Consider the following 13,921-nt stretch of genomic DNA (forward strand, 5'->3'; position numbering starts at 1 on the left):
AAAAGCTATATTCCTCATATTGCTCTTAATTTATTTAACATTCTTCTTATTTTAGCGTAAATCTTTATAAAAATAGAGCGATTCTCATTACTGATTTTTAGTTCTTGCTCCTTGATTTTCAATTGTTCTTTAAGTATTTCCAATTCTTCAGTATTAACGATTAACTGATCTGTTAATTGGTCTGTAGTAGATTTTAATAATTCTTGCAAATTATTTATTTGTACATTAGCAGAATCTAGTAATTTTTGTAAATTATTGATATCTTTAAATTGTGTAGCAAATTTATTTATTGTAGATACATATTCTTGAGCTGTATTAATAGCAAAATTTATTTTTTCACTCTCGACTATTTCTAAAATATTTTTTAAAGACATTGTTGCTCCTTGCTCAATTAATAGCTCTGTTGTGCGTTGACACTTCCATAAACCACATTTTAAATTATTTTTTACAATTTCACTGTTTATAATTTTTTCTCTAAAGTCAGGAAATGTAGCTTTAAAATTTTCTAAATGATTTGTAGTATCAAATAAAATCTTTTCTCCATATACGTCATTAAAATAATTTTCGGTATATACTATATTTTTTATTGCATAAAACCCTCCATAAGGCGTAGTAAGAAGCTCACCCTTAACATTATGAGTATGTAATTCTTTACATCCTATAATACTCCATCCGGGAAAATCTTCTGGATACCATCCGGATTTATGTTCTTGCCATTCTCCTCCATGTAAATTCCAACCGTCGGTATCATGTACTTCTTGCGGCATAAAACCCAAAGGAGTAAATACTATAATTTGTTTGCGAGCTACCCGTCTGCATTCAATTAACACTTCTTTACCAATTTCTTTAGGCATATGCTCTATAACATCTATTAAAAATATTGAATCAATAGATTTATCAGAAAATGTAGTAAGAGCAGTTTTTGCATCTAAAGGAATTATTATTGAATTAGTTCCTGATAAATTCTTTTTTAATATTTCAGCATATCCTTGATATGGTTCTACACAAATAAGTAAATCAGGAACTATATATTGTTGTGGACGAATCCCACATCCAATATCCATAATACTGGAAACAGAACTTATAAATTCTTTTATTTTAGTATGAAATATATCTGCCGAATACCATTCTTCAACTATTTTATCTTCTTCTGTCATTTAAACCAAACCTTACGGTTAACATAATCAACATAACTTAAAACTATACGTAATATTTTCCATGATACAAGTCCTGCTTCTACATAATCCGGTACAATATTTTGTATACGTTTGTTATTGTCGTGTTCTTCCGTAATAGCTTTCACCGATTGCATTACCCGCTCAGCTTTAAAACCTGACATAATTAACGTACCGACATCCATACCTTCAGGACGCTCATGTGATTCTCTAATATTTAAAGCAGGTAAATTAAGTATCGATGCTTCCTCGGTAATAGTACCACTATCGGATAAAATACAAAATGCATTCATCTGAAGCTTAACGTAATCTGTAAACCCGAAAGCCGGTAAAAATCTTATTTTATCTCCTAACTCCTTAAACCCTTCCAAATCTTCGAGCCTTTTTTTAGTCCTTGGATGTGTTGAGAAGATTACAGGGAAATTATACTCTTTAATAAGCATTTGTAAACTACTTAATAATTCTTTCAGATTATTTTTTACATCAACATTTTCTTCACGATGTGCACTAATTAAGAAATATTGTTTTGATATAAGTGATAATTTTTCTAGAATATTAGATTTTAATATTTTAGGCATAAAACAGTTAAGGACCTCAGGCATATGCGAACCTGATTTAAAGGTAAGCTCAGGCGGCAAGCCTTCAGCAATTAAATAACGCTTAGCATGCTCGGTTAATGTAATATTAACGTCGCTAATATGATCAATTATTTTACGGTTTATTTCTTCAGGTACTCGTTGATCAAAACAACGATTTCCTGCTTCCATATGGAAAATCGGAATTTTACGGCGTTTAGCGGCAATTGCCGATAAGCAAGAATTGGTATCGCCGTAGAATAAAACTGCATCAGGTGTTTCTTTCTCAAGAACTGCGTCAACTTTTTCAATAATAAGTCCAATAGATTTTGCAGTATTATCTGCTGCTACTTCTAAGAAATAATCAGGTTTTCTAATTCCCATATCATCAAAAAAAACCTGATTTAATTCATATGCATAATTTTGACCGGTGTGAACTAAGATGTGATTAGTATATTTATCAAACTTGGAAATCACACAACATAGTTTAATAAGTTCAGGACGAGTACCAACAATCGTCATTACCTTAAGCATTTTTGAGCTCCTCTTGTACATAATTAAGAGTCAGTAATAACTCCTTTACTTCTTCTAAATTTAAACGTCTTGTATTATGCGAAGTATAATCATCTAAAAGTGCTACTTTCTTTTCACCTTCAACAAAATATTTTGCATAATTAAGATCACGTCCATCCATAGGAATACGATAATAATCGCCTAAATCTTCAGCCTTTGCCATATCTTCAGATGATACTAACGATTCATAATGCTTCTCTCCATGACGTGTACCGATAAAGCGTATTTTATTTTTGCTACCGAATATATCTTGTAACGCTTTTGCAAGTACTGCAATTGTACTTGCAGGAGATTTTTGTACAAAAATATCACCCTGACGACCATGCTCAAACGCATATAAAACCAAATTTACCGAATCTACTAACGACATTAAAAAACGTGTCATTGACGGTTCAGTAATGGTTAATTCCTTACCTTGTTTTATTTGATTGATAAAAAGAGGAATTACCGAACCTCTAGAGGCCATAACATTACCGTATCTAGTAACACATAGCACTGTTTCATTCATTGAACGCATACGTGCTTTTGCTATTGCTAATTTCTCCATTAACGCTTTAGATAATCCCATCACATTAACTGGATATACGGCTTTATCTGTACTAAGAACTACAACTTTTGCAACTTTGTTCTTAATGGCTGCACTTAAAACATTTTCAGCACCTAACACATTAGTATTGATTGCTTCCATAGGATAAAATTCACAAGTCGGAACTTGTTTTAAAGCTGCTGCATGAAATACGTAATCTACACCATGCATCGCCTCATCAACACTTTTATAATTACGCACATCTCCGATATAGAATTTAAGTTTTGGATTACTTAAAGCAATACGCATATCTTCTTGCTTTTTTTCATCCCTACTGAAAATTCTAATTTCTTTAATATCGTTAATAATATCGGATTCAATAAAACGAGAAAGTACCGCATTACCAAACGAACCGGTACCTCCCGTAATCATTAAAGTTTTATCTACAAACATTATATAAATACCTATTTTAAAAAATTGTAATGTCATTCCAGCGTAGGCATCGTTGCGTGGATCGGGTTTTCCGTTGTCATTCCCACGCGTCTTGATCGCGGAATCCAGTTTAAAATACTAAAATTATTAGTATTTTTATTGTTTTTTTGGATACCATCGTCCAAGCCACACAACAATGCCGACTTGATCGCGCGGTATGACAAAGCTCATCAACCAAACGCATACATATTTTTTACAAGCTCACGCCAATTAGGCGGAGTATATCCCGTCACCTCATTAAAACGAGTAGCATCAAGTGAGCGATCTATTACAAGCTCATCTGACGGAATAATATCGATTTCTTTATTATATATTTCCGCTACTAATTTTAATAATCCTAATTTATTAATTGGTTTTGATGCAACATGATAAAGTCCGCGTAACTCTTTATTAGGCAATACAAAATCCCTTATTATTCTTGCAAGCTCTACTGTTGGAAATCCTGAATAAATAGCTTTCTCAAAACCTTTTACTGAACCTTCTGCACTTAAAAACCAATTGGTTAAACTTCTATTTCCTGCTAGCTCATGACCTATAATGGAAGTACGTAGCGTAATAGCATTAGGGTAGTCTACCTCACCAAGAAGCTTAGAACGCCCGTAGAGATCATAACAATCAGGAAAATCACTTTCCTTATAATTACCTTTTTTTCCTGAAAATACACAATCCGTACTAATATGAATTAATCTGCTACCTACAAGGTCGCATAAACCAGCTAATCTATGCGGTAACAAACTATTTATCGGCAATGCTTTTAACGGATCACCCACATCTACTAGTTGTTTTACAAGTCCTATACAATTTATTACTATATCAGGTTTTATTTTATTAAATGCTTTAACGAAAGAATCATGATTCTCAACAACTACATTTGTAATTAATTTATCAGATAAATCCTGAGAAAAATAAGAACGAGCAGAATTATCTCGAACTGTACCATAAACGTCAAATTGTTTATCACAGCTTAAAAACCTAAATATGCTATTACCTAGCATACCGGTAACACCTAGAATTAATATTTTCATGATATATTTTATTTATTTTTATTGCATCGCTTCTATCATAAATAATATATCTTTACAATAAGCTTGTTGCAAAGCTAGAAAGACATTGCCTAAAAAAGGTGATTGTGTTGTCCCGGCTCGTAAAATACCTTATTATTATTCTTACGAAAGCAGAAATGATGTAGAAATATTAGGGCTTTCCAAGCAATTCTTTTTAGGCAATACCGCTAGAAATATATAATTACCAACGCATCAATTGATCTCTTCTTCTTTTCTCATGAGCTTTAATGCGTTATATAAATCAATATCTTTATACTTATCAAGTATATTTCTTGCTTTTCCTATATTTGAATAAAAAGTCGATTATTAATTCTGAATCAGATTGGTTTTGCATATTCATCTACCAGCAAGGATTAAAATATTGACCTAAATGAAGTAGGGTAGTCAGCAGTAATATTATATGATTCTCGTAAACAGGTATATCAATATCACGAACAAGTTTACTTTAACTAATACCAATAGGCTCCATAAATTCTTTCCTAATTAATTAATACAAATCTATAATTTTAACATATAATTAATACCTCTTAATCGAATCAAGCACGGTTTCCAGTATCATACTAGCTGCTACTGCATCATCGTTATTATTACGGTCTTTTCTTTTTACTCCAAATGACTTAAGGAAATTATTCGCTGCTTTTGTAGTTAGTCTTTCATCTTGTAAATATATAGGCAAATTTGTATACTTTGCTAACTCTTCGGCAAATTTCATCACTATATTTGTTTGCTGTGTTACTACACCGCTCATATCAATCGGCAGACCTATTACAACACCGCAAATTTTATATTTTGCAATTATACTAAGCACAGAATTAATAACAGCGGTTTTATTTACCACGGTTATAGTATTTAAAGGCATAGCAATACTCCGTTCCCCATTGGACATAGCAATACCAAGTTTTTTACTCCCGTAATCAATAGCGATAAGCTGAGTATTCGGTATTAAAAGCCTATAAAATTCTTGAAGATTTTTTATGATCATGGTAGTTATTAAATTTACTTATATTATGTTTTATATGCTAAAAATTATTCAAAAACATTTAGATACGAAATTAATTAAATTATCGGCAATTTTAGCCTTTATTTATTGTTTGTTATTTAATACCGCAATATTGATTTATAAATTTGCTTATTATAAAGCAACGATCTTTAGAGGGATATTAGAATTATCAAAAGATTTTTGTTATATTTATATATTTGTTTTTATAGCATTTTTTGGTCTTAACGTACATAGATTAGTGTTAAAAATCGGCACAGGATTTTTATTTATAACATCCGCTATTACTAGTTATTACATTTATTTTTTCAAAATAAATCCTACTAAACAAGTAATAGGTAGTTTTTTCTCAACTGATTTAAACGAAGTTTACGAATTAACCAGCATTAAGTTAATAATATGGATAATTTTTTGCCTTTTTACCTGTTTTTATACCATCAAATCTTTCACTGCCGAAAATTCTAAATCATTCGTAACAAAACTATTATCTGCCACTTGTGTACTGATTTTTGTATATAATATTATTACTCCTTCATTTAAGATACTAAAAAATTATTTTCCTGTTCAGTATTTACATAATACTTATCTTAATTTTGCCGGAAATTTTGGTAATAAAAATTATGCATGTATAGATATTAGCAATCAATATGATTTTAGAGATAACTCTGACGACGATATTATAGGCGTTTTAGTTATAGGAGAATCGGCAAGATTTGATCATTTCGGTATTAACGGTTATGCAAGAGATACGACTCCTTACTTAAAAACTGTTCAAAACCTAATTTCTTTTAAAGCTAAATCTTCTTCTAACCTTACCTATATTTCTGTACCATCGTTACTTTCACGTTATCCTGCAAGTCAAATTGAAAATAGTAGACAAGAGAACAGCTTTTTATCAATTTTAACAAACCTTGGCTTTAATACTACTTGGATCGGCACTCAAACTTTAATGAGGAGTTTTGCAAATTTTGATCTCAGTAATATCTACAATGACGTTAATTTTACTATAGTACCGGGTGGCTCTGCCCTATTCTCTCTAAATGATCATGATGAAAAAATATTGCCTTTTATAAAAGAAATAATAACAAATTCAGAAAAACAATTTTTAGTAGTTCACACCTCAGGAAGTCACTGGAACTATAATGCGAGATATCCTAAAGAATTTGAGTATTTTACCCCTACCTGTCCTATTAAGGTGAAGGGTGATGCGAGCGATTGCGATAAGCTTGCTTTAGTTAATAGCTATGATAACTCTATTTTATATACCGATTTTTTTTTATCTAATTTAATAGATCTACTTAAAAATAAAAATGCATTTTTATTATATGTATCGGATCACGGTGAATCACTAGGAGAAGACGGCTATTATGGACATGGAGGTCCGCTACTTACAGAACAAGTAACCGTACCACTTATAGTTTGGGTATCAGATGATTTTAAAGCAAAATATCCTAAATCAGTATCTTCAATTAAAAATTATGCTAATACCGAAATTAGCCATGATTATGTATTTCACTCAATCCTTGATTGTTTAAATATAGATTCCGACATAATAGATAAAGACTTAAGTATATGTAAATCTAGTTAAAAATTATTGAATTATTTAAAAATTAATATATAAATTAAGATCTCACTAATTATTATTTTTCATCTAAACTAGAAGACTATATATTATAGATTGTTACAAAATATTTTACTTAAAACATTAGAACAAAATAAAGCTACAGAAACTTATTTATTACAAGAAGATTTTAATAGTGCTTTAATAAGATTAAAGATATAAATGAAACTTGAAGAATATTCAAGTATTCTTTCTTTACTCAAAGTAATTAAAACCCATTTTATTGATAAAAAAATATAATTAAATATAATAATATTTTTAGATATTTTTTTGACTTAAATGCTTTTTTTATAATCAAAAATAATATAAAGTAAAAAATAAAAAAAGGTATCAAATATGGAATACGCATTATTAATTTTTAGTATTATAGCGATTTTAGTTATAATACAAATGGTTAAAGTTGTACCACAACAACAAGCATGGGTAGTCGAAAAACTTGGAAAATTTGATAAGGTACTACAGCCTGGTTTAAATTTACTAATACCCGTCATTCAAAGAGTAGCATACAAACATACTTTAAAAGAAGAAGCAATAGATGTTAATGCACAAACTGCTATTTCAAACGATAACGTGACACTATCCATTGATGGCGTTTTATATGTCAAAATTATTGATCCAACGGCAGCTTCTTACGGTGTGAATAATCCTTACTATGCCATAACACAACTTGCCCAAACTACCATGCGTTCAGAAATCGGTAAATTACCTTTGGATAGAACTTTTGAAGAGCGTGAAGCATTAAATATTGCTATAGTGTCAGCAATTAACCAAGCTGCTATAAATTGGGGTATACAATGCATGCGTTATGAAATTAAAGATATACAGCCACCGCAATCTATACTTAAAGCTATGGAATTACAAGTAGCAGCCGAGCGTCAAAAGCGAGCCCAAATTCTAGAATCAGAAGGTAATAGACAAGCAAAAATTAACCATGCAGAAGGTGAAAAAGCACAAATCGTACTGAATTCAGAAGCTTCTTATACAGATCAAGTTAACAGAGCAAAAGGTGAAGCTGAAGCAATAGGCTTAGTAGCTACTGCTACGGCAAATAGTATTGAGATTGTTGCAGCAGCAGTACAAAAAACAGGAGGAAGTGATGCGGTAGCTCTTAAAATAGCCGAACAATATATCAGTGCATTTGGTAATTTAGCTAAAGATGCTAACACTGTAATTTTACCTGCAAATCTTTCAGAACCTGGTAGTTTTGTAACCGGAGCGTTAACTATATTTAACCAATTAAAAGCTTCTTCAGAAAAGAAAATAAATAAGTAACAATTTATAAAGATTTATTATTGTAATAATAATTAGTTTTATATATCATATCAGATTATCAATTAATAAAAGGTTATGAATATGTCAGTATTTGTCGGCAAAACTGCTCCAGATTTTACGGCTAAAGCTATTATGCCTAATAATAATATAGACGATAAGTTTAAACTTAGCGATTATGCTGCAGGAGATAATATAGTGTTATTTTTTTACCCCCTAGATTTTACTTTTGTTTGTCCATCGGAAATTATAGCATTTCACAATAAGCTTGGTGAATTTACCGAAAGACTTACTAAAGTAGTAGCTGTTAGCGTTGATTCTCATTTTAGCCATTTAGCTTGGAAAAATACTCCGCATAATAAAGGAGGGCTTGGACAAATTCAATTTCCTATGGTTTCCGATATAAAAAAAGATATTTCTTCAAAATATAACGTACTTAATGAAGATGGGGTTGCTTTGCGTGGAACTTTTTTAATTGATAAGGATTTCATAGTACGTCATATGCTAGTTAACGACTTGCCTATCGGTCGTGATATCAATTATACGTTAAAAGTAATCGAGGCTTTAGCTCATCATCAAAAACACGGTGAAGTTTGTCCTGCTGGTTGGCATAAAGGTGAAGAAGCAATTACTCCATCACACGAGGGTATAGCACATTATTTAAGCTCACATGCAGAGAAATTATAGTTGCTCTTAATTTATGTCACCCCCATATGGCCTTGACCCGGGATCTTGTATCACATACTGTGTCCTGAGATCCCACGTTTAAGTCACAGGATGACACTAAATTATATCAAATAACCCTAAATAATGCTAAGGTCATCACATATAAATCTCCGGAATATTCAAAATTATTACTTGAAATTTATGATCTTCCGCTGGTATTAAGCTATAAAGACAATATAGAGTTATTAAATCATAATAAATGCTATAATAGTAGGAACAAGAAATGCTTCTGCAAACGCAAGAAATTTTGCTCATAAAATTGCTACTTGTTTAGTAGATCAAGATTATATCACTACTATCGGAGTGATTGCAGGTGGTATTGATCATATATATATCCACTGGAAAATAAAAAATTATTTGAAAGTTTAGCTGAAGAAGGTTTAATATTAGCTGAATTACCTATCGGCTCTACACTACTTGGCAAACATTTGCCACAACGTAATAGAATAATATCAGGACTAGCCTAGGAGTAATAGTAGTAGAAGCTTAAAATCAGGTTCGTTAATAACTGCAAAATTTGCACTTGAACAAAAGAGAAATATTTGCCGTTTCAGTGTTCCCTTTAGATCCAAGATATCAAGGGACAAATAAATTAATTAGAGAAGGAGCATATTTAGTGGAATCAGCAGACGATATTGTAGCTAATTTACCATAATATGACAATTTAAAAAGATGATGAGGTGGTCATATAACGATTTTATTAAAATGGGTGCTAATTTTAAAAAACTAGATACGACACATCTAAAAGAACCGTCACAAAAAGAGTGTGCTGTTATATTGGAACGATTATTAGCAGTACCTATTAATTTTGAGTATTTACAAAAAAAAATAGAATTACTGCTTCCTATTATATACACGGTAATATTAGAATTAGAACTCACCGGTAAAGTGGTACACCATACCGGTAATAAAATCTCATTAGTTTATAATAAGTAGATGAAATTAGTAATAGTAGAATCGCCGGCAAAGGCAAAAACAATAAATAAATATTTAGGTGACGAGTTTAAGGTTATTGCATCATTCGGTCATATAAGAGATTTACCTTCTAAGAAAGGATCAGTATTACCTGATGAAAATTTTGCAATAAAATATGACATTTCAGACAAAGCCAGTAAATATGTAGACGCAATAGTTAAAGATGCGCAAAAAGCCGATGCGGTATATCTTGCAACCGATCCGGATCGTGAGGGTGAATCTATCTCATGGCATGTTGCAGAGGTAATAAAAGAAAAAAATAAGGTTAAAGCCGCTGATTTTTTCAAAAGGGTAGCCTTTAATGAAATCACTCAAAAAGCAATTATTCATGCCGTTGAGAACCCTAGAAAACTTGACACTAATTTAGTAAATGCTCAACAAGCAAGAAGAGCTTTAGACTATTTAGTCGGCTTTACCCTTTCACCTCTTTTATGGCGTAAGTTACCCGGATGTAAATCAGCAGGACGTGTACAATCTGTGGCTCTGCGATTAATATGTGAGCGAGAAGATGAAATAGAGCGTTTTAAGGCCGAAGAATATTGGGATATTAGCCTTAAAATGCAAAATAGTAATAACGAACTATTTACTGCTAAATTAACTCATATAAACAATCAAAAACTAGAAAGATTCTCAATTACTAATAAAAAAGATGCAAAAGATTTAACCAAAAAATTAAAGTCTCAAAATTTTCATATCGATCAGATAGAAAAGAAACAACAGAAACGTCAACCGCAACCTCCTTTTATTACTTCATCGCTACAACAAGAAGCAGCACGGAAATTAGGTTTTAGTGCTAAAAAGACTATGCAAATAGCACAAAAACTTTATGAGGGGGTTGACATAGGTAAAGAAACTATAGGGCTTATTACCTATATGAGAACCGACGGTGTTACATTATCAAATGATGCAGTAGCAGATATACGTAAGTTAATCGATAAAAATTATGGCGATAAATATTTACCGAGTAGCCCTAGAATTTATAAGTCCACAGTAAAAAATGCTCAAGAAGCTCATGAAGCGATAAGACCGACAAATATAACGTATACTCCTGATAGCTTAAAAGAAAAACTAGCAAAAGACTATTATAAACTCTATGAACTAATTTGGAAAAGAACTATAGCCTGCCAAATGGAAAATGTTATAATGGATTTGGTAGTTGCAAATTTAGCTTCAGAAAATAAAGAATATTTGGCAAAAGCAAATGGATCAACTATAGCCTTTGATGGATTTTATAAGGTTTATCGTGAAAGTGTAGACGATGAAGCAGAGGAAGAAAATAAGATGCTGCCGCTTTTAAAAGAAAATGAGCAACTAAACACTAAAGAAATTATTCCAAATCAGCATTTTACAGAACCGCCTCCAAGATATTCGGAAGCAAGCTTAGTGAAAAAACTTGAAGAGCTTGGGATCGGTCGCCCATCCACCTATGCTACTATTTTATCAGTTTTACAAGATCGAAAATACGTTTCTCTTAAGAAAAAACGTTTTATGCCTGAAGAGCTGGGACGTTTGGTAACAGTATTTTTAGTTGGTTTTTTCAAAAAATATGTAGAATATGACTTTACCGCAGGTCTTGAAAATGAATTAGATGAAATAGCAGCCGGCAAGCTTGAATGGAAATCTGCCTTAAGTAATTTTTGGAGTGGTTTTAACCATAATATTAAATCGGTAAACGAACAAAAAATAACTGAGATTATTAGCTATGTACAGAAAGCCCTTGATTATCACTTGTTTGGTGAGAATCAAGAATCCAAAGCTTGTCCTTCATGTAAAACAGGTGAACTTAGTTTAAAGCTCGGTAAATTTGGAGCGTTTTTAGCATGTAACAATTACCCTAAATGTACTTTTAGAAAATCTATTGTTAGCGGTAACAATAATAACGAGAATGAGGATAAGCTTTCTACTACTCCTAATGAGGAGAATAAAGTTTTAGGCACCGATAAAGATGGAATAGAAATATATCTGAAAAAAGGACCTTACGGACCTTATATTCAACGCGGAGAACATGAAGGTACAGTAAAACTGAAACGTAGCCCCGTACCTGCTAGCCTGAACCAAAGCGATATCACACTTGATATAGCATTAAAGCTTCTAAGCTTACCGCTTAAAATTGGTACTCATAAGGATACTCACGAGGAAATTATGATAGGATACGGTAAATTTGGTCCTTACATAAAATATATTGGTAAGTTTATTTCAATCCCAAAGAAATATGATTTTCTAAATTTAAGCTTAGATGAGGCAATACAGCTAATCGAAGACAATAAGACAAAATTAGAAAAGAAACAAGCGTGATCAGTGTCATACCGTGGCTTAACCACAGGATATCCAGTACCTCTAATGTCATCCTAGCTAACTTGATCGCAGAGGATATCCATTAAGTTATTTTTTTGATACCGTGTGGTCAAGACACGCTATGGTATGACATATGTATTTTAATAATTTAAATACTACAAATAATGACAAAAGTTATAACACGATTTGCTCCGTCACCGACTGGCATGTTACATGTTGGTAATATTAGAGTAGCACTACTTAACTGGCTATATGCAAAGAAGCATAACGGGCAGTTTATCTTGAGGTTTGATGATACGGATTTAGAGCGTAGCAAACAAGAATATAAAAACGCTATAGAAGAAGATCTAAAATTTTTAAAAATTAATTGGGATCAAACATTTAACCAATTAAGCCGTTTAAGTAGATATGATGTAATCAAAAAGCTATTATTAGACAAAAAAAGATTATATACCTGCTATGAAACTCCTGAAGAGCTAGAGCTAAAACGTAAAGTTCAATTATCTAAAGGATTACCGCCGATTTATGACCGAGCTAGTTTAAATTTAACGACAGAACAAATAAAGAAATATATAGAACAAGGAAGGAAACCGCATTATAGATTTTTGGTAAATCATGAGCTGATTAGCTGGCATGATATGATTAAAGGCGAGGTTAAATATGATGGCAAAGCTTTAAGCGACCCAATAGTGATAAGAGCTGACGGTAGTATGACCTATATGCTTTGCTCGGTTATTGATGATATCGATTATGATATTACACATATTATTAGAGGGGAAGATCATGTTGGCAACACTGCTATTCAAATTCAGATGTTTGAAGCTTTAAATAAGATTCCGCCGGTTTTTGGGCATTTGAGTTTAATAATCAATAAAGACGAGAAAATTTCTAAAAGAATAGGAGGATTTGAGATTGCAACTCTTAGGAAACAAATTGGGCTTGAAGCTATGGCAATTGCCAGCTTTTTTAGTTTACTTGGTTCTTCATCACAAATCTTGCCTTATAAAAACATGGATGAATTAGCAACGCAGTTTGAGATAAGTAATTTCTCTAAAAGCCCGACTATGTATCAGCCGGAAGATTTAGTAAGATTAAATCATAAATTACTTATCAGTGTAGATTTTGATGAAGTAAAAGAGCGCCTCAAAGAAATAGATGCCACGTATATTGATGAAAATTTTTGGTTATCGGTAAGACCTAACTTGCAAAAATTACGTGATGTAAAAGATTGGTGGGATATTTGCAATCAAACTCCAAATGTAGAAAATCTAAATTTAGATAAGGAATATTTAAAGCAAGCAGCAGAGTTGTTACCACAAGGTGAAATTACTAAAGATAGCTGGCGCATTTGGACTAAAGAAATAACAAATATAACAAGCAGGAAAGGTAAGGAGTTATTTTTACCTCTTCGCCTTGCTTTAACCGGTAGAGAATCAGGACCGGAAATCGCAGGAATATTACCTTTGATCGATCGGAAAGAGATAATAAAACGATTAACATAATTCCCTTACAAGTACTTGGTTGTGTGGATTCTATGTCATTTCATGTAGGCATTGTTGTATGGATCGATTCCACATATGTCATCCCGCGCCTTGATCGCAGGATCCATTAAAAAAATCATTAGTGTTTTAAA

13 protein-coding genes are annotated in these 13,921 nt (G+C 31.9%); 8 read left to right on the plus strand and 5 right to left on the minus strand.

Annotated features, from left to right (window positions below):
* Positions 1–14: 14 nt before the first annotated feature.
* The 5 genes from A1E_RS03400 to ruvX form a co-directional block, all read right to left on the minus strand.
* The gene (locus A1E_RS03400; RefSeq protein ID WP_012148885.1) at positions 15–1,157 is read right to left on the minus strand and encodes a methyltransferase domain-containing protein; all 1,143 of its coding nucleotides are present in this window, start codon (positions 1,155–1,157) and stop codon (positions 15–17) included.
* Positions 1,154–2,284 (minus strand): non-hydrolyzing UDP-N-acetylglucosamine 2-epimerase, encoded by a 1,131-nt coding sequence (wecB, locus tag A1E_RS03405; RefSeq protein ID WP_012148886.1) that lies wholly within the window; start codon positions 2,282–2,284, stop codon positions 1,154–1,156. Before wecB ends, A1E_RS03400 begins: the two co-directional genes overlap by 4 nt.
* Positions 2,277–3,302 carry a polysaccharide biosynthesis protein gene (locus A1E_RS03410; RefSeq protein WP_012148887.1) on the minus strand — a complete coding sequence of 342 codons (1,026 nt, stop codon included), beginning with the start codon at positions 3,300–3,302 and terminating at the stop codon, positions 2,277–2,279. Before A1E_RS03410 ends, wecB begins: the two co-directional genes overlap by 8 nt.
* A 209-nt stretch (positions 3,303–3,511) precedes the next feature.
* On the minus strand, positions 3,512–4,366 hold the full coding sequence (locus A1E_RS03415) for a dTDP-4-dehydrorhamnose reductase family protein (RefSeq protein WP_012148888.1): 855 nt from the start codon (positions 4,364–4,366) through the stop codon (positions 3,512–3,514).
* Positions 4,367–4,922: 556 nt separating this feature from the next.
* A complete protein-coding gene (gene ruvX, locus A1E_RS03420; RefSeq protein WP_012148890.1) occupies positions 4,923–5,387 on the minus strand; it encodes a Holliday junction resolvase RuvX in 465 nt (154 codons plus the stop codon).
* 34 nt (positions 5,388–5,421) lie between these two features.
* Between ruvX and A1E_RS03425 the strand changes: the two genes are divergently transcribed.
* From A1E_RS03425 to gltX, 8 genes are all read left to right on the plus strand, one after another.
* Entirely contained in the window at positions 5,422–6,990 is a 1,569-nt protein-coding gene (locus tag A1E_RS03425; protein WP_041405285.1) for a phosphoethanolamine transferase, read from the plus strand.
* A gap of 369 nt (positions 6,991–7,359) precedes the next feature.
* A complete protein-coding gene (locus A1E_RS03430; RefSeq protein ID WP_012148893.1) occupies positions 7,360–8,295 on the plus strand; it encodes an SPFH domain-containing protein in 936 nt (311 codons plus the stop codon).
* Positions 8,296–8,376: 81 nt separating this feature from the next.
* Positions 8,377–8,979: a peroxiredoxin gene (locus A1E_RS03435; protein ID WP_012148894.1), complete on the plus strand. Its 603-nt coding sequence runs from the start codon at positions 8,377–8,379 to the stop codon at positions 8,977–8,979.
* 422 nt (positions 8,980–9,401) lie between these two features.
* On the plus strand, positions 9,402–9,485 hold the full coding sequence (locus tag A1E_RS06900; RefSeq protein WP_231259276.1) for a DNA-protecting protein DprA: 84 nt from the start codon (positions 9,402–9,404) through the stop codon (positions 9,483–9,485).
* Between the two features lie 56 nt (positions 9,486–9,541).
* Positions 9,542–9,673, plus strand: a complete 132-nt coding sequence (locus tag A1E_RS07165) for a hypothetical protein (protein WP_269146068.1) — start codon at positions 9,542–9,544, stop codon at positions 9,671–9,673.
* A 17-nt stretch (positions 9,674–9,690) separates the two neighbouring features.
* On the plus strand, positions 9,691–9,954 hold the full coding sequence (locus tag A1E_RS06905; RefSeq protein ID WP_231259259.1) for a DprA-like winged helix domain-containing protein: 264 nt from the start codon (positions 9,691–9,693) through the stop codon (positions 9,952–9,954).
* Positions 9,955–12,288 carry a type I DNA topoisomerase gene (topA, locus tag A1E_RS03445; protein WP_012148895.1) on the plus strand — a complete coding sequence of 778 codons (2,334 nt, stop codon included), beginning with the start codon at positions 9,955–9,957 and terminating at the stop codon, positions 12,286–12,288.
* 164 nt (positions 12,289–12,452) lie between these two features.
* A complete protein-coding gene (gltX, locus tag A1E_RS03450; protein WP_012148896.1) occupies positions 12,453–13,790 on the plus strand; it encodes a glutamate--tRNA ligase in 1,338 nt (445 codons plus the stop codon).
* The last annotated feature ends 131 nt before the right edge of the window (positions 13,791–13,921 follow it).

Source organism: Rickettsia canadensis str. McKiel (assembly GCF_000014345.1).
Classification (GTDB): domain Bacteria; phylum Pseudomonadota; class Alphaproteobacteria; order Rickettsiales; family Rickettsiaceae; genus Rickettsia; species Rickettsia canadensis.

Bases quoted from the DNA above. Each gene is read 5' to 3' on its own strand.
- A1E_RS03400 (WP_012148885.1), bottom strand. From the start codon at position 1,157: ATGACAGAAGAAGATAAAATAGTTGAAGAATGGTATTCGGCAGATATA.
- wecB (WP_012148886.1), bottom strand. From the start codon at position 2,284: ATGCTTAAGGTAATGACGATTGTTGGTACTCGTCCTGAACTTATTAAA.
- A1E_RS03410 (WP_012148887.1), bottom strand. From the start codon at position 3,302: ATGTTTGTAGATAAAACTTTAATGATTACGGGAGGTACCGGTTCGTTT.
- A1E_RS03415 (WP_012148888.1), bottom strand. From the start codon at position 4,366: ATGAAAATATTAATTCTAGGTGTTACCGGTATGCTAGGTAATAGCATA.
- ruvX (WP_012148890.1), bottom strand. From the start codon at position 5,387: ATGATCATAAAAAATCTTCAAGAATTTTATAGGCTTTTAATACCGAAT.
- A1E_RS03425 (WP_041405285.1), top strand. From the start codon at position 5,422: ATGCTAAAAATTATTCAAAAACATTTAGATACGAAATTAATTAAATTA.
- A1E_RS03430 (WP_012148893.1), top strand. From the start codon at position 7,360: ATGGAATACGCATTATTAATTTTTAGTATTATAGCGATTTTAGTTATA.
- A1E_RS03435 (WP_012148894.1), top strand. From the start codon at position 8,377: ATGTCAGTATTTGTCGGCAAAACTGCTCCAGATTTTACGGCTAAAGCT.
- A1E_RS06905 (WP_231259259.1), top strand. From the start codon at position 9,691: ATGATGAGGTGGTCATATAACGATTTTATTAAAATGGGTGCTAATTTT.
- topA (WP_012148895.1), top strand. From the start codon at position 9,955: ATGAAATTAGTAATAGTAGAATCGCCGGCAAAGGCAAAAACAATAAAT.
- gltX (WP_012148896.1), top strand. From the start codon at position 12,453: ATGACAAAAGTTATAACACGATTTGCTCCGTCACCGACTGGCATGTTA.